Source organism: Cupriavidus sp. FW305-27, assembly GCF_058787995.1.
On sequence record NZ_JBYTAG010000001.1, the window covers coordinates 26,364 to 44,162 of the forward strand.

At 68.1% G+C, this 17,799-nt stretch carries 16 protein-coding genes; 9 read left to right on the forward strand and 7 right to left on the reverse strand.

Annotated elements, in window-relative coordinates:
* The first annotated feature begins 9 nt into the window (after positions 1 to 9).
* Positions 10 to 1,263 carry an arsenic transporter gene (locus tag AC3WRI_RS00110; protein ID WP_010812792.1) on the forward strand — a complete coding sequence of 418 codons (1,254 nt, stop codon included), beginning with the start codon at positions 10 to 12 and terminating at the stop codon, positions 1,261 to 1,263.
* A gap of 8 nt (positions 1,264 to 1,271) precedes the next feature.
* Here AC3WRI_RS00110 and AC3WRI_RS00115 read toward each other — a convergent pair whose 3' ends face one another.
* Entirely contained in the window at positions 1,272 to 1,463 is a 192-nt protein-coding gene (locus AC3WRI_RS00115; protein ID WP_010812791.1) for a hypothetical protein, read from the reverse strand.
* A gap of 292 nt (positions 1,464 to 1,755) precedes the next feature.
* Here AC3WRI_RS00115 and folE point away from each other — a divergent pair, with 292 nt between their 5' ends.
* Both folE and AC3WRI_RS00125 read left to right on the forward strand, forming a co-directional pair.
* Complete coding sequence (folE, locus tag AC3WRI_RS00120) at positions 1,756 to 2,505, forward strand: GTP cyclohydrolase I (protein WP_011617565.1); 750 nt, start codon at positions 1,756 to 1,758, stop codon at positions 2,503 to 2,505.
* Positions 2,506 to 2,550: 45 nt separating this feature from the next.
* On the forward strand, positions 2,551 to 2,994 hold the full coding sequence (locus AC3WRI_RS00125) for a BLUF domain-containing protein (protein WP_010812789.1): 444 nt from the start codon (positions 2,551 to 2,553) through the stop codon (positions 2,992 to 2,994).
* Between the two features lie 9 nt (positions 2,995 to 3,003).
* Here AC3WRI_RS00125 and AC3WRI_RS00130 read toward each other — a convergent pair whose 3' ends face one another.
* Positions 3,004 to 3,258 carry a hypothetical protein gene (locus AC3WRI_RS00130; protein ID WP_010812788.1) on the reverse strand — a complete coding sequence of 85 codons (255 nt, stop codon included), beginning with the start codon at positions 3,256 to 3,258 and terminating at the stop codon, positions 3,004 to 3,006.
* A gap of 181 nt (positions 3,259 to 3,439) precedes the next feature.
* Entirely contained in the window at positions 3,440 to 3,604 is a 165-nt protein-coding gene (locus AC3WRI_RS00135) for an FmdB family zinc ribbon protein (protein WP_010812787.1), read from the reverse strand.
* 468 nt (positions 3,605 to 4,072) lie between these two features.
* Here AC3WRI_RS00135 and AC3WRI_RS00140 point away from each other — a divergent pair, with 468 nt between their 5' ends.
* From AC3WRI_RS00140 to AC3WRI_RS00150, 3 genes are all read left to right on the forward strand, one after another.
* Positions 4,073 to 4,720 carry a response regulator gene (locus AC3WRI_RS00140; protein ID WP_011617566.1) on the forward strand — a complete coding sequence of 216 codons (648 nt, stop codon included), beginning with the start codon at positions 4,073 to 4,075 and terminating at the stop codon, positions 4,718 to 4,720.
* Positions 4,721 to 4,738: 18 nt separating this feature from the next.
* Entirely contained in the window at positions 4,739 to 8,125 is a 3,387-nt protein-coding gene (locus AC3WRI_RS00145; protein ID WP_492292296.1) for an ATP-binding protein, read from the forward strand.
* Positions 8,126 to 8,267: 142 nt separating this feature from the next.
* On the forward strand, positions 8,268 to 9,659 hold the full coding sequence (locus AC3WRI_RS00150) for an MFS transporter (RefSeq protein ID WP_010812784.1): 1,392 nt from the start codon (positions 8,268 to 8,270) through the stop codon (positions 9,657 to 9,659).
* Between the two features lie 66 nt (positions 9,660 to 9,725).
* Here AC3WRI_RS00150 and AC3WRI_RS00155 read toward each other — a convergent pair whose 3' ends face one another.
* The 3 genes from AC3WRI_RS00155 to AC3WRI_RS00165 all read right to left on the reverse strand — a co-directional run bounded on the left by AC3WRI_RS00155 (position 9,726) and on the right by AC3WRI_RS00165 (position 12,557).
* Positions 9,726 to 10,700, reverse strand: a complete 975-nt coding sequence (locus AC3WRI_RS00155) for a Bug family tripartite tricarboxylate transporter substrate binding protein (RefSeq protein ID WP_010812783.1) — start codon at positions 10,698 to 10,700, stop codon at positions 9,726 to 9,728.
* A gap of 85 nt (positions 10,701 to 10,785) precedes the next feature.
* On the reverse strand, positions 10,786 to 11,598 hold the full coding sequence (locus AC3WRI_RS00160) for an SDR family oxidoreductase (RefSeq protein WP_010812782.1): 813 nt from the start codon (positions 11,596 to 11,598) through the stop codon (positions 10,786 to 10,788).
* Positions 11,599 to 11,630: 32 nt separating this feature from the next.
* Complete coding sequence (locus tag AC3WRI_RS00165; RefSeq protein WP_454749707.1) at positions 11,631 to 12,557, reverse strand: IclR family transcriptional regulator; 927 nt, start codon at positions 12,555 to 12,557, stop codon at positions 11,631 to 11,633.
* Between the two features lie 203 nt (positions 12,558 to 12,760).
* Between AC3WRI_RS00165 and AC3WRI_RS00170 the strand changes: the two genes are divergently transcribed.
* Positions 12,761 to 14,860, forward strand: coding sequence for a TonB-dependent siderophore receptor (locus AC3WRI_RS00170; RefSeq protein WP_492292297.1), 2,100 nt, complete (start codon positions 12,761 to 12,763; stop codon positions 14,858 to 14,860).
* Here AC3WRI_RS00170 and pdxR read toward each other — a convergent pair.
* Positions 14,838 to 16,412, reverse strand: a complete 1,575-nt coding sequence (pdxR, locus tag AC3WRI_RS00175; protein ID WP_058696539.1) for a MocR-like pyridoxine biosynthesis transcription factor PdxR — start codon at positions 16,410 to 16,412, stop codon at positions 14,838 to 14,840. The two genes, AC3WRI_RS00170 and pdxR, sit on opposite strands and share 23 nt — an antisense overlap.
* A gap of 83 nt (positions 16,413 to 16,495) precedes the next feature.
* Between pdxR and AC3WRI_RS00180 the strand changes: the two genes are divergently transcribed.
* Together AC3WRI_RS00180 and AC3WRI_RS00185 are read left to right on the forward strand one after the other, a co-directional pair.
* Positions 16,496 to 17,119 carry an FMN-binding negative transcriptional regulator gene (locus AC3WRI_RS00180; protein ID WP_010812778.1) on the forward strand — a complete coding sequence of 208 codons (624 nt, stop codon included), beginning with the start codon at positions 16,496 to 16,498 and terminating at the stop codon, positions 17,117 to 17,119.
* Positions 17,120 to 17,172: 53 nt separating this feature from the next.
* On the forward strand, positions 17,173 to 17,790 hold the full coding sequence (locus AC3WRI_RS00185) for a LysE family translocator (RefSeq protein WP_492292299.1): 618 nt from the start codon (positions 17,173 to 17,175) through the stop codon (positions 17,788 to 17,790).
* Positions 17,791 to 17,799 lie beyond the last annotated feature (9 nt).

Below are 17,799 nucleotides of genomic sequence, written 5' to 3' on the forward strand. Positions count from 1 at the left end.
CCGATCCCGATGTCCAGCCACGCCCCGCTGCTGATCTGGTCGGTCGCCGCGCTGACCACGGCCGGCGTCCTGTTCCGCCCGTTCCGCCTGCCCGAAGCCTTCTGGGCCGCCGCCGGCGCCCTGCTGCTGTGCGTCACCGGCCTGATGACGCTGCCCGACGCGCTGGCGGCGGTGCTGCGCGGCTACGACGTGTACCTGTTTCTCGCGGGCATGATGCTGATCTCCGAGCTGGCCCGCAAGACCGGGCTGTTCGACCACGTCGCCGCGCTCGCCGTGCGCCGGGCGCGCGGTTCGGCGCCGCGGCTGTTCCTGATGGTGTACGGCTTCGGCACGCTGGTGACGGCATTCATGTCCAACGACGCCACCGCCGTGGTGCTGACGCCCGCGGTGCTGGCCGCCACCCGCGCCGCGCGGGTCCGGCATCCGCTGCCCTACTTGTACGCGTGCGCCTTCATCGCCAATGCCGCCAGCTTCGTGCTGCCGATCTCCAACCCGGCCAACCTGGTCATCTTCGGCACACGCATGCCGCCGCTGGCGGGCTGGCTGGCGAGCTTCGCGCTGCCGTCGCTGGCCGCGGTGCTGGCCACGCTGGCAGCGCTGTGGTGGACCCAGCGCGCGGCGCTGGCCGAGCCCATCGAACATGACGTGCCGGTGCCGCCGCTGTCGCCGCAGGCCCGGCTGACCGCGCTGGGCATCGTGCTGACCGGGCTGATCCTGCTGGTGGCCTCGCTGCGCGGCAACGACCTGGGCTGGCCGACCTGCGCGGCGGGCGTGGCCACGCTGCTGCTGGTCTGCGCGACCCGGCGCGAGCTGCTGGTGCCGGCGCTGCGCGAGGTGTCATGGGGGGTGTTGCCGATGGTGGCGGGGCTGTTCGTGCTGGTCGCGGCACTGGAGCAGACCGTGGTGATCGGCCAGCTGGCCGATGCCGTCGCAGCGGCGTCGCGCGACGGCGGCGCACTGGCCCTGCTGGGCGTGGGCGCGGTGGTGGCGCTGGCGGGCAATATCGCCAACAACCTGCCGGCCGGCCTGATCGCCGCCTCGGCGCTGGCGGGCGGACATGCCTCGCATGCCGTGACCGGTGCCGTGCTGATCGGCATTGACCTTGGCCCCAACTTGTCCGTCACCGGCTCGCTGGCCACGCTGCTGTGGCTCACGGCGCTGCGGCGCGAAGGGCATATGGTCAGCGCCGGCCAGTTCCTGCGCGTGGGGGCCGTGGTGATGCCGGCAGCGATGCTGCCGGCACTGGCGCTTTTGCTGCTTTAGGCGCTGGCTCAGCTGGTAGCGGCGTCATTGGCCGCGGGGGTGTTGGCGGCCTGCAGCAGGGGCCGGCGCAGGCCGGTCGCGCCATGGCGCACGGCACTGGCGTGGTGTTCCGCCACGCCAGTTTCCACCGGCGTGGCCGGCAGCGGCACTGTGACCACATGGAGCAGCATCAGGCTGCTGCACGGAAAGGCAATCGGCATGATGACGTTATTCCCGACAAAGAGTCAGGCCGCGCGCTGCAGCGGCCGGGTGCCGGCGGCTTTATGGCGGGCTGCCTGGCGTTGTGCAGACATTATGTGCGCTTGTCGGCGTTGTGCGGCGCGGGCTTTAGCGATGTCATGAACTATTCACGGAGCAACGTCGGCTTGTGGCGTAATCGGCCCACCGCGCCGCACCTTGCCATGCCCCGTGCGGGTTGTGAGGCCACGGCATCTGCCATATAGTGAATCCGGCACACCCGCCGCGCAGTCATCCATCCCACCACGCATAACCATGACCAGCAAGGACGCGGCGCACCGCGCGAAGGACAGCAACGCCGGCGACGATGCCGGCCACCCCCACGCCCCCAGCGTCTCCGCCCGCATCCGCGCACGGCTCGAGGCCGCGCAGGAGCGCTTCCACGCCAACGACAATATTTCGCACCACATCGAGCCGGGCGAGATGGAGCAGCTGCAGGCCGAAGTGCAGGCGCGCCTGGAGGACGTGCTGCGCGCGCTGGTGATCGACGTCGACAACGACCACAACACCCAGGAAACCGCGCGCCGGGTCGCCAAGATGTACCTGAAGGAGATCTTCGCCGGCCGCTACGCCAAGGCGCCGCCGGTGACCGAGTTCCCCAACGTCGGCCAGCTCAACGAACTGATGATCGTCGGCCCGCTGCGCGTGCGCAGTGCCTGCTCGCATCACCTGTGCCCGATCATCGGCAAGCTGTGGGTAGGGGTGATGCCGAACCAGCATTCCAACCTGATCGGCCTGTCCAAGTACGCGCGGCTAGCCGAATGGATCATGTGCCGGCCGCAGATCCAGGAAGAGGCGGTGGCACAGGTCGCCGACCTGCTGCAGGAAAAGATGAATCCCGACGGCCTGGCCATCGTGATGGAAGCCGAGCACTTCTGCATGCACTGGCGCGGCGTGCGCGACACCGATGCCAAGATGACCAACAGCGTGATGCGCGGCTCGTTCCTGAAGGACGACAGCCTGCGCCGCGAGTTCCTCACGCTGCTGAACCACAACCGCGGCTAGGCCGCACGCCCCGCCCACCAGCCGCCACAACCGAGCGCCACGCCCATGCTAGTCCGCCTGCTCTATGCCAGCCGTGCCCGCCAGGCCATCGACGCCGCCCTGCTCGACGCCATCCTGGCCACCAGCCTGGAACGCAATCCGCGCCACGGCATCACCGGGGTGCTGTGCCACGGCAACGGCATCTTCCTGCAGGCGCTGGAAGGCGACCGCCAGGACGTATCACAGCTGTTCCAGGCGATCGCACGCGACCCGCGCCACCACGACGTGACCCTGCTGCATTTCGAGGAAACCTGCACGCGCGACTTTGCCGGCTGGGCGATGGGCCAGGTCAATGCGGCGCGCATCAACACCGCCACCCTGCTCAAGTTCTCGGCGCGCGCCGAACTGGATCCGTACCGCACCTGCGGTGCGGCGTCGCTGGCCTTGCTCAAGGAGCTGATCGCCGGCGCGTCAGTGGTGTCGCGCACCGGCGAACGCGGACGGCACTGAGCCTCGCCGTCAGGCCGTCACCTGGCCGAACAGGCCGCACTCCAGGTCGCTCTCGAATTCCTCGACCCAGACCGAACCGGGGCCTGCCTCGTAGACACTGGTCTTGTCCGTGCCGACCCGGCGCACGCTGATGCGCCGCACCCCGGCCTCGCGGCTTTCCTCGAAAATCTCGAACATCTCGGCCGCCAGCCCGACCTGCCTGCATACCTGCAGGACCTGTTGCTGCTCGTCGGCGGGAAATTCGGTGAACGGTCTCGTTGCCATGGCATCCTCCGTCAAGGTTGAGATCGCCGCTTGCGCGCAGCGCTAACGCACGTGGTGCACGGGCACCACGCCTGGAAAAGACATGCCGCGGCCGTCGGCCGGCGGCACACCTGCGCGCCCGCCGCACAACTGCGGCGGGCCGCAAACCCTCCTGGGAGGTAGTTGTTCGGACTCAGCGGACTCAGCTCTTGCGCTGGGTCACTGCCACGAACGGGGCCGGTGCGTGCTGGACGGACTGGCTGCCGCAGTTCGGGCAGTTCGGATGGGCAGAGGCGTGTTCCGCGAGATGCTCGGTTTTCTCGAACATATGGCCGCACTTCTCGCAGCGGTATTGGTAGACGGGCATGGCGTTCCCCAACGCGGTGCACGCGCCGCGGGGCGCGTGTCAGCTTCATTCTAGGACAGCGGTCCGTGCCCCGAAGCGTGAAAGTTCGCCGTGCCGGAGCCGGCGCGCTGCGCGCATGCGGGGATGTCACCGCGAATTCACTTTCTCTCGCGGCGCTCCTGCCTGCCGCTGCGTGAATGCGTCTTCCGCCACGCATTGACATAAGGCAAATAGCCGGCCGCGCTCGCCGCGGAACAAGCGACGCAATGCTGCGCAAACCCAGGTCAAGCATCGCGGCATGGCGCCGTTCTATTGGCAGGTCACGCATTTCCCAAACTGGCCGTGTCCATGCCCGCCTCAGCTAGTTCCCTGAACTAGCTGAATTACGATTCAAGGAGGTGCGGAACATAGCCAGAATCTCGGATTTGTGGTGGCGCAATCGCCCAGTGCAACCGGCGTGGACCGGTTGCCGCCCATCCGGAGATAGCTATGTACGACGGAGTCTTGCGTGTCGCCCTGGCGGACGACCACCCGCTGGTCGTGGCCGCCCTGCGCGACTGCCTGCAGCGCAGCGGCAGTGCCCAGATCAGCTGCGAATGCCGCAACGGCACGGAGTTGCTCGGCGCGCTGGACCAACATCACGCCGATATCGCCATCACCGATTTCTGCATGGGCCACGGCGATACCTCGCTGGACGGCTTCAACCTGCTGGGCCGCCTGGCGCGTCGCCATCCGCTGACGCGCGTGGTGGTGATCAGCGCCCAGACCAATCCCGCCATCATCCGCCGCGCCATGAAGCTTGGCGTGCGCGCCTTCGTCAGCAAGGAAGACCACCTGGAGGAGGTCGTGCGCGCCTGCATCCACGTCGCATCCGGCGGCAGCTGCTTCTATTCGCCCGCGGTGCACGCCATCCTGCAACACGCCACGCTGGCCGGCGCACCGGCCACCGAACTGACGCAGCGCGAACTGGAAGTGATCCGGCTCTATGTGCAGGGCCTGCAGTTGACCGACATCGCCGGCAAGCTCGGCCGCTCGGTCAGCACCATCTCCAGCCAGAAGACCGTGGCCATGCGCAAGCTGGGGGTGCAGACCAATACCGGCCTGATCCGCTACGCCTATGAAAACCGCCTGATCTGACACGGCCGGAACCCGCCGATGCAGCAAACCGTCGACCGTACCCGTGAAACCCTGGCCAGCGCCTTCGACGCGCTTGCCGACAATGCGAGGCGCCAGCAACACCAGTATTCAGTGACCATCGCGGTGCTGATCGCCATCGTGCTGTTCTCCGGCTTGCTGCTTGCCGGCCTGGCCACGGAACAACACCTGGACTACCGCCGCAGCGACGTCTCGCGGTACGCCGGCTCGGTCTCGCAGTTGCTGCATAACGAGTCCTCGTTCCTGCGGCGCACCGTGCTGGGCATCCGCTACAACCTGGATGCACCCGCACCGGAGCCATCGCGCGATCCCGGCTTCGGGGCCTTCCGGCGCACCGGCACCGCCAGCCTCCACGTCGATGCCGTGCGCAAGGACTATCACCTGCTTGCCACCGAGGCAACGCGGCAGGGCTGGGGCGCCGGGCTGCCGGCGCAGTACGTGCGGCTGCGGCAGATTGCCCTGGCTGCGGTGGCCACGCAACAGGCGTTCGATCTCGACCACGGGGCCTACGCGGTCGCGCTGAACGAGGACAGCGCCGTGGTCATCAGCCAGCCCGAGGCCGGCGCGCCACCGCTCGCGCTCGACCCGGCGCTGATCCCGCTGCTGCGCACATGGCTGACCCAGGCGCTGCTGGAGCGCAGCGGCCGCAGCGTGCCGGCGCGCGAGCAGCAGGTCTGGGTGGGTCCGCTGCGCCACCCCGTGGACGACACTCCGGTCATGGTGCTGGCCGGCGCCGCCTATGCCGGCGACACGCCCACCATGCTGGTGGCCGCCTGCGTGCCCCTGCACGCCTTCCTGGCCGACTTGCAGCGCGCGGAGGATCCGGCGCTGCTGGCACTGCTCAATCCAGCCGGTCAGGTCATCGATGTATCGCCGCAAGACTGGCCGGCGGCCTCGGCCAGCGTCAACGATGTGGCAGCCGGCACGCGCCTGCTGTCGCACAGCAGGCTGGATGTCACGCCATCGGGCATGCGGCTGGTGCAGCCGCTGCCGGCAGGCTTCGGGCAGCTGGTCTACCACCTGCCGTATCGCATGCTGGGCACGGCGCTGGCAGCGGAGCTGGCCGTGATCGCCGGCGCCATGCTGCTGCTGACCGGCGCCATCGGGCTGGCCGCGCGCTACTGGAGCCGGCACCTGCTGCGGCGCACGCACGCCGAAGCCTCGCGTGCGCTGGAAAGCGAGCTGATGAACCAGGTGCTGGTCAATGCCACGCCGATCGGCCTTTGCATCGTGCGTCAGCACGACTACGCCGTCCTGACGTCGAACCCGCTGGCCGGCGTGCTGCTGCAATGGCAGCCCCATGGGCACCTGCCCGATGCCGTAGCGGAGGCGTTCAAGAAACAGCCATGCGGTGGCAGCAGCGGACAAGCGTCCATTTCCAGCTTTACCGTCGCGGCACCGCCGCGCGTGCCGGCGGATGAGCCATCCGGCCACGGCGACGCCACCCAGCACTTCCTGCAAATCACCTACGCGCCGGCGCGCTACCGCGATGAGGCAGTGCTGTTCTGCGCCGTGCAGGACTGCACCGCGCAGCAGGCACTGCAAGAGCAGTTGCGCTCCGCCCAGCAGGCCACCGAGGCAATGATGCGCGCACGCTCGACCTTCTTCGCCGCGATGAGCCACGAAATCCGTACGCCGCTGAACGCATTGCTGGGCAACCTGGAGCTGCTCGCGCGCGGCAGCGGCCTGGCGGCACACGCGCCCCGGCTCAGGGCGCTGGACAGCGCCGCCGAGGCGCTGCGCCGGATCGTCAACGATGTGCTGGATTTTTCCAAGATCGATGCCGGCAAGCTCAGGCTGGTCAACGCGCCCTTCCGCCCCGTCGAGGCGCTGGAAAGCGTGGCGCTGACCCATGCGCCGATGGTGGCCGGCCGCCCCATCCGCTTCCACCTGCAGCTGTCGCCATCGCTGGATGCTGAGGTCACAGGCGACCGCATGCGCCTGGTGCAGGTGTTGAACAACCTGCTGAGCAACGCCTTCAAGTTCACTGCCAGCGGCCGCATCACCTTAAGCGGCGAGCTGCGCCAGGACCACCACGGCACGCAGCGGCTGGTCTGCCGCGTCAGCGATTCCGGCATCGGCATGCCGCCGTCGCTGGCGGCGCGCGTGTTCCAGCCCTTCGTGCAGGGCGATGCCGCAACCGCCAGCCGCTACGGCGGCACTGGCCTGGGCTTGTCGATCTGCGCCCGGCTGTGCGAGCTGATGGGCGGCAGCATCAGCGTGGACAGCGTGCCGGACGTGGGCAGCGCGTTCACGGTCTCGGTGCCGCTGCCGGCGGCCGCTGGCACGCCGCTGCCGCCGGTCCCGCCCGCCGCGGCGCAGTGCGGCGACGTGGTCGTGCTGTGCCAGCACATGCGTACCGGCGAGGCCCTGGCCGCGTGGCTCGCCACGGCAGGCTGGCGTGCCGATGTGCTGGCATCGCAGGCGGCCGCACTGGCGTCTTTCCAGGTCAAGGTGCCACGCGTTATCGTCGCCACTGAAGAGTACCCCCTGGCCGCACTGGCCGGCCTGCGCGATGCGGCAAAGGTCCCGGTTGTGTGGGTGACACAGGAGGGCCCGCATCGGCCGTGCCAGTGCGCCCCCGGCATGCACGAAGTCACGGCCTACAGCCACCGCGCGCTGCTCGACTGCGTGGCCCAGGCGGCCGAAGGCCCGGCGCCGGCGGCGCAGGCACTCCCGGCATCGGCCGAGGCGCCGCTGACGATCCTTGTCGCCGAGGACAATGCGCTGAACCAGACCCTGATCGCCGAACAGCTGCAGGCACTTGGCTGCCACCCGATCGTTGCTGGCAACGGCAGGCAGGCACTGGCGGAGCTGAAGAGCACGCACATCGACGCCGTGCTGACCGATATCCATATGCCAGTCATGGACGGCCATGCGCTGCTGCGCGCGCAGCATCCCGACATGCCGGTACTGGCCTTCAGCGCATTCACTGGCAGCGAGCCATGCGCAGACTGGCGCCTGCGCGGCTTTTCCGGCTTTATCGCCAAGCCGGCGTCGTTGCAGGACCTGCAGGCGTGCCTGCATGGCCTGCCCGGCCGCCGGCATGCCGCGGCCCCTCGCACCAATGACGAGCCAGCTGCGGCTTCCCAGGCAGAAACCGCTGATCGCCGCCGCTACGAAGCCATGCTGCGCCGGCAGCTGCAACAAGACCTGCCAGCGTTAGCGCACATCATTGCGCAGCAGGACCTGCCGGCATTGCGGCACTGGGTCCATGCCGCAGCCGGCGCCTTCATGATCGTGCGCCGCCAGCCCATCGTCGGGGCATGCCTGGCACTGGAAGCACTGTGTGACGGCGCCCAGGCGTGGACCCCGGCCGCCGCAGCCGCGGCCGAAGCCCTGCATGAACGGCTGCGCGGATACGCGCAGGCCGCCGCAGCGGAATAATGCGCGCGGCGCGCTGCGCCTTACCACAATTAGCGGATTTGCGAGCATCGCCACGCGGGACGATAATGGCAACGCTGCGCCATGGCCGTCCTGGCCATGCCTGAGCAATGCTGGCGCGGCATTGTCTTCAATGTCTCTCCCCATGCAGCCAGAACAAGGCCTTCCCCAGCCACAGCGGACCTGGGCGATCCTCACTGTTTTCTTCGGCCTGATCATGGCCGTGCTCGATGGTTCGATCGCCAACATCGCCCTGCCCTCGATCTCACGCGAGCTGCAGGCCGATCCGTCCAGCACGATCTGGGTGGTCAACGCTTATCAGCTGACGGTGACCGTGTGCCTGCTGCCGCTCTCGTCGCTGGGGGACATCCTTGGCTACAAGCGCGTGTACCGGGCGGGGCTGGCCACCTTCCTGCTGGGCTCGCTGCTGTGCGCGCTGGCGGTCAACCTGCCGATGCTGGTGGCCGCGCGCGTGCTGCAGGGCATCGGCGGCGCCGGCATCATGAGCGTCAACACGGCGCTGGTGCGCTTTATCTACCCGCCCACGCGCCTGGGCCGCGGCATCGGGCTGAACGCGCTGGTGGTCGGCGTGACCATCGCCGTGGGCCCGTCGCTGGGCGCGCTGATCCTGGCGGTCGCCAGCTGGAAATGGCTGTTCGCGGTCAACGTGCCGGTGGCCATCGTCGCGCTGGTGCTGAGCCGCACTTCGCTGCCCGCGACGCCGCCGCAGCCGCGCGAGTTCGACTACCGCAGCGCGCTGCTGTCGGCGCTGGTGTTCGGCATGTTCATCCTCGGCGTCGACGGCCTGGGCCACGCCCGCTGGCGCATCGCAGGCGCCGCGGGCATGGCCGCCGCTGTGATGCTGGGTTGGCTGCTGGTGCGGCGCCAGCACGGGCGCCCCGCTCCGCTGGTGCCGGTGGACCTGTTTTCCAGCCGCTCCTTCACGCTGGCGGTGGGCACCTCGTTCTGCTCTTTCATGACGCAGATGCTGGCCTTTATCGCGCTGCCGTTCTATCTCGAATACCAGCTCGGCCGCTCCCTGCAGGAAACCGGCCTGCTGATCACGCCCTGGCCGCTGATGGTGGCGGTGATGGCCACGGTGTCGGGCCGGCTGTCGGACCGCTATCCGGCCAGCATCCTCGCCGGCATCGGCCTGGCCATGCTGGCGGGCGGGCTGGTCGGGCTGGCCACGCTGGGCCCGGACGCCGGCAGCCTGGATATCGTCTGGCGCATGGCGATGTGCGGCACGGGCTTCGGCTTCTTCCAGTCCCCCAACAACCGCGCCATGATCGGCGCCACGCCGCCCGAGCGCAGCGGCGGCGCCAGCGGCGCGCAGGCGACCACGCGGCTGCTGGGGCAGACCAGCGGCACAGCGGTGGTGGCGCTGCTGTTCAGCCTGACGCCGACCGGCGCGGCCCGCATTGCGCTGTATCTGGCGGCGGTGGTGGCGGCGCTGGGGGCCTTGATCAGCCTGAGCAGGTTGCGCGATGCCAGCGGCGCGGAACCTGCGCGGGGGGCGGTGGAGCCGGACGCCTGATCAGTGATTGCGTGCTCCCCTCTCCCGCAAGCGGGAGAGGGGAGCAAACCCTCTGGATTTAAAGGCCTACTCCGCCTTCGCCCCCGATTCCTTCACCACCCTCGCCCATTTTGCAATCTCCTGGCGCTGGTATGCCGCCAGTTTCTCCGGCGTCCCCAGGATCGGATCCAGCCCCAGCGTCTTCAGCTTCGCCTGCACATCGGGCAGCGTGAAGATGCGGTTGAGTTCAGTGTTGAGCCTGGCCACCACATCCTTCGGCGTATTGGCCGGCGCGAACACGGCGAACCATGAATCGGCTTCAAATCCAGGCAAGCCCTGCTCGGCCAGTGTCGGGATATCCGGTGCCGAGGCCGAGCGCTTCGCGCTGGTAATGCCCAGCGCGCGCAGCTTGCCCTCGCGCACCACGGGCAAGGCCGACGGCAGGTTGTCGAACATCATGGTGATATGGCCGCCGAGCAGGTCGGGGATGGCCATGGCTCGGCCCTTGTAGGGCACGTGCGTGATCTTGACGCCGGCCATCGAATTGAACATTTCTCCGGCCACGTGCGGCGAGGTGCCGACGCCGGGGGTGCCGAAGGTCAGCGCGCCGGGCTTGCTCTTCGCCAGTGCGATCAGCTCGGCCGTGGTCTTCGCCGGCACGCCGGGGTTGACCACCAGCACGTTGGGCGTCGAGGCGATCATCATGACCGGCGCGAAGTCCTTCACCATGTCGTACGGCATCTTGCTGTACAGCGCGCCGTTGATCGAGTGCGTGCCGACCGTGCCCAGTGCCAGGGTGTAGCCGTCTGCCGGCGCGTGCGCCACCGCCTCGGCGCCGATATTGCCGCCCGCGCCGGGCTTGTTGTCCACGATCACGGGCTGGCCCCACGATGGCGAGATCTTCTCCGAGACGATGCGCGCCAGCGTATCGGGCGCGCCGCCGGTCGGGAAGCCGACCACGATCCGGATCGGCTTGGCGGGCCAGGTTTGCGCGAGCGCGGGGGCCGCGCCGACCAGCGCGGATGTGACAAGCATTGCCGCGGCAAGGGTGCCGAAACGCATGGGTGTTCCTCCTGTTGCCGGCGGCTGCGTGGCCGCCTGCTATGTGAAGACGGCGGCCACTGCCGCCGTCTGAACCTGCTAAGCTCTATACCGCGATGCCGCCGAACTCCTGCATCACCTTGTCATGCAGGCGCCGCATGCCGCGCAGCCAGCGGTCATAGTCCTGGCCCTTGCGGCGATAGTACTCAAGCACCTCCGGGTGCGGCAAGATCAGGAAGCGCTCATCGGCCACCCCTTCCAGCGTCACCGCGGCGACGTGCTCGGCGGTGACCGAGCCTTCCTGCAGGAAGCCCTTGCGCTCGCCCTTCTCGCCGAACAGCATGTTGGTCTGCACGCCCTGCGGGCAGATGCAGCTGACCTTGATGCCGCGGTCGCCGTAGGTGATCGACAGCCACTCGGCAAAGCCGATGGCGGCGTGCTTGGTCACCGCATACGGCGCCGAGCCGATCTGCGACAACAGGCCCGCTGCCGACACCGTGTTGATAAAGTAGCCGTCGCCGCGCTCCAGCATCTGCGGCAGCACCGCCCTGGCCGCGTGGATATGCGCCATCACGTTGATTTCCCAGATGCGCTGCCACTCGTCGGCGCTCGCATCCAGCCCCTTGCGCAGGATGATGCCGGCGTTGGAACAGAAGATGTCGACCTGGCCAAAGCGGCGCGTGGCCTCGTCGGCCAGGCCCTGCACGGCGGCGGCATCGGCCACGTCGACCGGCTGGGCGAACACCTGGCACGCAGGCGCCGCGGCCTGGACCTCGGTGGCAACGGTGGCGGCGCCGGCCGCGTTCAGGTCGGCCACAGCCACGCCGCGCGCGCCGGCCTGCGCAAAGGCCAGCGCCAGCGCGCGCCCGATGCCGGTGGCCGCGCCGGTCACCACGACGGTCTTGTTGCGTACTTCCATGGGTTGTCTCCTCGTTGAATTCAGTGCCCGCGTCATGCGTTGGACGCGTGGGGATAGGTATCAGGGTCCGGCTGCGCGGAAGCAAAGCGGGCGGTCGCGCGCGCGCCGCCGGGTTGCCACAGCCGCGCCTGCAGGGTCTCGGCCAGTTCGCGGATGCGCGGGCCCAGGTTGCTTTCCAGGATCTCGGGCGACAGCCGTGTCGCGGCCCCGCCGATATTCAACGCCAGCACCTCGCTGCTGCCCGCCAGGCGCAGCGGCGCGGCGGCGCCGCTGACGGTGCGGTCCCATTCGGCATGCGCCACGCAGAAGCCGCGCCGTGCGTGGTCGCGCAGCGCACGGTCGATGCCGGTGCGCACGGCGGGCCAGCGCGAGCCATAGTGGCGCGCCAGTTCGGCCAGCGCGGCCTCGCGGTGATCGGCATCGAGCCCCGCCAGCCAGGCGCGGCCGATCGCCGAGGTGGCCATCGGCAGGCGCGCGCCCGGCGCCAGCCGGATCACCAGCGCCCCGCGCGGCTGGCAGCTTTCCAGGTAGACCATGGCGTGCCGGTCCGGCATGGCCAGTGCCACCGTGCAATCGGAGGCAAACGCCAGCGACTGCATCAGCGGCTGAGCGATCTCGCGGATGCCGGCGCCGCCTACATAGCGGTGGCCCAGCACCATCGCGCCCTGCCCCAGCCGGTACTTCTCAGTGGCTTCGATGTAGGTGAGATAGCCGAGCGTGGCCAGCGTGTAGGTGAGCCGCGACACGGTCGGGCGCGGGATGCCGGTGCGCCGCGACAGCTCGGCGTTGCCCAGGTAATCGTCCTGCGGCCCGAAGGCGCGCAACAGCTCCATGCCGCGTGCCAGCGCGGTGACGAAGTTGCGGTCGTCGGCGCAGGCATGGCCCGCCTGCGCGTCGGCCGGCACCAGGACATGTGCGGCATCGGGCGGCGGGGTTGGAATGGTGGTGGTGCGTTTCATGGGCAGGCGGCCGGGAAGAGAACATTGATAGCAGCAACGGGGCTGCGCAGGGACCGCTATGTAGGGAAAGCATGTGCCATAGAAACGGCGTTGATGGATACGAATCAAAAAGTTAGTACGGCTTTTGCCGGACGAAATTCTTGTAAATACAAACCATTCTCATTTATGATGCGCCACTTTCGTCGTTTTCACCTTGCGCCCTCATGCTTGTCCGCCGTCTTGCCATACCCGCCGCCGTCAGTTGCCTGCTCCTGCCTCCCGTCGTTTCCCTCGCCGCCGAAGATCCCGCCACGCTGCCATCCGTGACGGTCAGCGCCGCCGCCGACGGGCAAACTGACGTAGGCTTCAGCACGCGGCGGCCGGCCGGAGTGACCAAGTCGGATCAATCCGCGGCCGACGCCGCGCAGTCGATCACCGTCATTACGCGTGACCTGCTCGACAGCCAGCAGGCACAGAACCTCAGCGACGCGCTGCAGAACTCAGCCGGCGTGGTCACCAACGTCTATGGCAGGCGCGGCTGGGACGACTTCATCATCCGCGGCCAGCGTGCATCGGAATCGATCTTTGCCGACGGATTGCTCGTCGACAGCAACAACCGCGTGGCGCAGGAGCTGTTCGGCGTGGAACGCGTGGAAGTGCTCAAGGGACCGGCCTCGATCCTGTTCGGCGCGGTGCAGCCGGGCGGCCTGGTCAACATGGTCAGCAAGCGCCCGCGTGCCGAACTGTTCGGTGAACTGGGCCTGACCGTCGGCAACTACGGCTTCCGGCAGGCGACGGTCGACGTCGGCACGCCGCTGGCCAAGGACAGCAAGGCCGCGTTCCGCCTGAACGCGCTGATGATGAACAGCGACGATCCGACCGACTACGTCTGGTATCGCAACCGCTGGATCGCGCCATCGCTGACGCTCGACCTTGGCACGCGCACGGACTTCACGATCCTGGCCAGCCACAGCCAACGCAACTACGTGCGCCAGCAGGGCCTGCCAGTGAATGGCACCCTGGTGCCGAACCGCAATGGCGTGGTGCCGAGCAACCGCTTCATCGGCGAGCCGAATGCGCCGTCTTATGACGGCGAGCAGAACCGCATCGGCTACGCGCTGACGCACCGCTTCGACTCCGGCTGGACCTTGAACCAGAACCTGCGCTACCAGACGTCGTCGCTGACCGGCACGCTGGTGTCGGCCGGCACCATGGCCGTCAACAGCCAGGCGATGAACCGCAGTGGCACGCAGCAGAGCTTCTCGGGGGACTCGTTCGGTGTTGACACTAACGTGCAGCGGACTTTCGCGTTCACGGGGCATGCCCACAGCGTGACCCTTGGCATCGACTACCGCCATACGAAGGAAGACCGCCTGCAGAAGACGTGCCGCGTGGCAGCGCTGAACGTCTACAACCCGGTCTATGGCGCCAGCATCAACTGCCCGTCCGCCTATAGCCTGGACGCGACCGATACGCTAAACGCGGTTGGCCTCTACCTGCGCGACCAGATCCGTATCGCCGAGCGCTGGACCGTGACCGGCGGCGTGCGCTACGAATCCGCGCAGACGAGCACGACGGACCGGCTGGCGCGGTCGCGTACCGGCAACGACGACAACGCCGTCACCGGCAGCGCGGGCGTGATGTACGACCTGACGCACTGGGCACGTCCGTACCTGAGCTTCGCCACTTCGTTCCTGCCGAACGCCGGCACCGACGTCAACGGCGCCACGTTCAAGCCCGAGAAGGGCCGCCAGTACGAAGTGGGCATCAAGTTCGACATGCCGGACAAGACCGGCCTGCTGACCCTGGCCGCGTTCGACCTGACCCGCACCAATGTGCTCAGTACCGATCCGGTTAACACAGGCTTCAGCGTGGCCGTGGGCGAACAGCGTTCGCGCGGGCTGGAAATAGAGCTGACGCAGGATCTCGGCAATGGCCTCAGCGTTTCGGGCGCCTATGCCTATATCGCAAGCGAAGTCACCGAAGACACCACGGCTGCGAACGTCGGCAAGCCGCTCAACAGCGTGCCCCGGCACAGCTTCTCGGTGTGGAGCCAGTACCGCTTCCGCGGCGCGCTGGCTGGCTGGTACGTCGGTGCCGGCGTGCGCGGCGAGAGCGCCAAGCGCGGCTACAGCTTTAACTACACCGTGCCGGGCTACACGGTGGTCGATCTTGCCGTCGGCTACGTGGCATCGCACTGGCGCGCGGCGTTCAACGTCAAGAACGTGTTCGACAAGATGTACTACGCGGGCGGCCTGAACAACAACGTGCTACCAGTGGGCAATCCGCGGGTGGCCATGCTCAACGTGACGATGAACTATTGATGCGGCCCCCGCCTGGAGCCTCCTGACCAGTAGTCAGGCGGCCATCAAGCTGATGTGGCTGGCCTTGCGCCCGCCCCATCGCCGCAATCACCGCCCCTAAAATCTGCATCCCCCGCTGAATCTGCTCCACCGTCAAACTCGCATAACCGAGCACCAGCCCGGCCGCTCGACGCTGTCCGTGCGGCCGGGCCCCTGCAAACAACGGTGATACCGGGTAGACCCCCACATCCTGGCTGCGCGCAGCGGCCACCAGCGCTGTCTCGTCGCGGGGCCGCAGCGACGGCAACCACAGCACCACATGCAGCCCCGCCGCCGTACCGCAGACTTCCGCGTCCGCTGGCAGGAAACGTGCGACGCCATCCAGCAAGGCCGCTCGCCGGCGCTCGTTTTCCCGGCGCATGCGCCGCACATGGCGTTCGTAGGCACCGCTTTCGATCAGCGCTGCCAGCACGCGCTGCTCCAGCACGGGCGCATGGCGGTCGGCCAGCCGCTTGGCCTGCCGGAACACCGGCACCAGCTCAGGCGGCAGCACCAGGTAGCCGAGCCGCAGTTGTGGCGACAGCGCCTTGGAGAAAGTGCCGACGTAGATCACGCGGCCGTCGGTGTCGATCGAGCGCAGCGTGTCGATCGGGCGCTGGCCGTAGCGGAACTCCCCGTCGTAGTCGTCCTCGATGATCCAGGCGTCGTGGCGCTGCGCCCATTGCAGCAGCTCCAGGCGCCGGCCGATCGGCAGCACGCCCCCTAGTGGGAACTGGTGCGATGGTGTCACGTACACCAGGCGCACACGATCGTCCTGGGGAAGGCTGGCGGTATCCAGGCCATGCCCGTCCACCGGCGTGGCCTGGCACCTGGCGCCGGTGGCTTCGAAGCAGCGCCTCGCCATCAGGTAGCCGGGATCTTCGAAGGCAAAGGCGTCGCCGGCATCCAGCAGCAGCCGCGCGCACAGGTCGATGGCCTGCTGCGAGCCATGCACCACCAGAACCTGCTCGGCCTCGCAGGCCAGTCCCCGGGCACGCCGCAAATAGCCCTGGAGGGCGCGTCGCAGCGACGCCTCACCTTCTGGCGGGGCGTAAGACAGGCTGTTTTGCTGGCGCAGCAGTTCGGCCTGGTAGGCACGCCGCCAGGCCAGGGTTGGGAAGTCCCGCGAAGCCACCGCCCCATACAGGAAGTCGAAACGAACCGGTTCAGCCTGCAGCAGTGCCGGCATGCCGAGTCCCGCCACGCGGCGCCCGAATTCGGACAGGGTTGGGGCGGACCTGGCGCGCCGGCCTGCGCTGATCCCGGCTGGTGCCGGTGCCGCCAGGGGGCTGGCGATTCGGGCCACGCGCCCCACCGCAGTGACGAGGAAGCCCTCGGCAGCAAGTTGTTCGTAGGCGGCGGTGACAGTGGTACGCGACACCCCCAACTCGGACGCCAGCGCCCGTGTGGACGGCGCCCGGGCGCCCGGCGGCAGGGTGCCGTCCGCGATCTGGGCACGCAGAAGATCGTAGATGCGGCGCCCCGCGCCCGTGGCTCCGGCACGGGTACCGGCTGGCTGGCGTGACTGGCCCATAAAGAATCATGAAAACCGGACCTTCCGATTGTGCCAGTTGTCGGCGACAGTATCGAGCATTCCATCGCTTCCGATTCCCCACCATGTATATTCCTGCTCACTTTGCTGAAAACCGGCCAGAGGAACTGGGCCGCATCATCCGCGAGCACCCGCTGGGGATGCTGGTTACGCAAGGCAGCGCCGGACTGGATGCCGACCACATCCCGTTCGAGTTCGATCCCGGCGAGGGAACCCACGGCGTGCTCACAGCCCACGTGGCCCGCGCGAACCCGCTCTGGCAGCGTTGCCCCACCGGCTCGCCGGTCATGGTCGTGTTCCGGGGCGCCGAGGCCTATATCTCGCCCAACTGGTACCCGAGCAAGCATGAGGCGCACCGCCAGGTGCCGACCTGGAACTACGAGGTGGTGCACGCGCACGGCACGATCACCGTGCATGACGACGAGCGTTTTGTTCGCCGCCTGGTTGCGCGCCTGACACGGCGGCACGAGGCAGCCGAACCCAGGCCCTGGAAGATGGGGGACTCCGCGCCGGAGTACATCGACAGCATGCTGCGCAACATCGTGGGCATCGAGATCGCCGTCACTTCGCTGGTGGGCAAGGTCAAGCTCAGCCAGAACAAGGAGTTGCGGGACCGCCTCGGTGCCGCCGAGACCCTGGAGGCGCGGGGGTATGGCGAACTTGCGCAGTCCATGCGCAAGGCTGGTTGAATTGCCCCCGGGCCCGCGCTCAGCTTTTCCTCACCATTGACGAATACCCCGCCATGTCATTCATCCCCTTCCTGATCGCAGCCATCGTTCTCGCCATCACCCCCGGCCCGGCCATCGCCTATGTCGTTGCACGAACGGTGGCTGGCGGCCGATCCGCAGGCCTGGCTTCATGCTTCGGCACCGCCCTCGGAGGCTTGCTCCATGTGCTCGCGGCAGCCTTGGGCCTGTCGCTGGTCATTGCCCAGTCGGCCATGGCATTCAACCTGCTCAAGTATCTGGGTGCTGCTTATCTGGTGTACCTGGGGATTCGCATGCTGATGCGCAAGCAGGCGCCGGTCACGCTCGAAACCATGCCATCCAGAGGTGCGCGCCGCGCTCTGGTCGAGGGCATCATGGTCGAGGTCCTGAACGTCAAGACGGCGCTGTTCTTTCTGGCGTTCCTGCCGCAGTTTGTCTCGGCGAGCGAAGCTCTGGTGCCGCAGTTGGTGCTGTTGGGCTGCATTTGCGTCGCGCTCAATACGCTGGTCGACGTTGTTGTCGTGTTTGCCGCGCATCGTCTGCTCAAGTCCGGCGCCGCCCGCGGAGCTCGCGCCCGCTTGATGACCCGGATGTCGGGCGTGACGATGCTGGGCCTGGGCGCCATTCTGGCGCTCGCCCGGCGCGAAGCATAGACAGGGGGG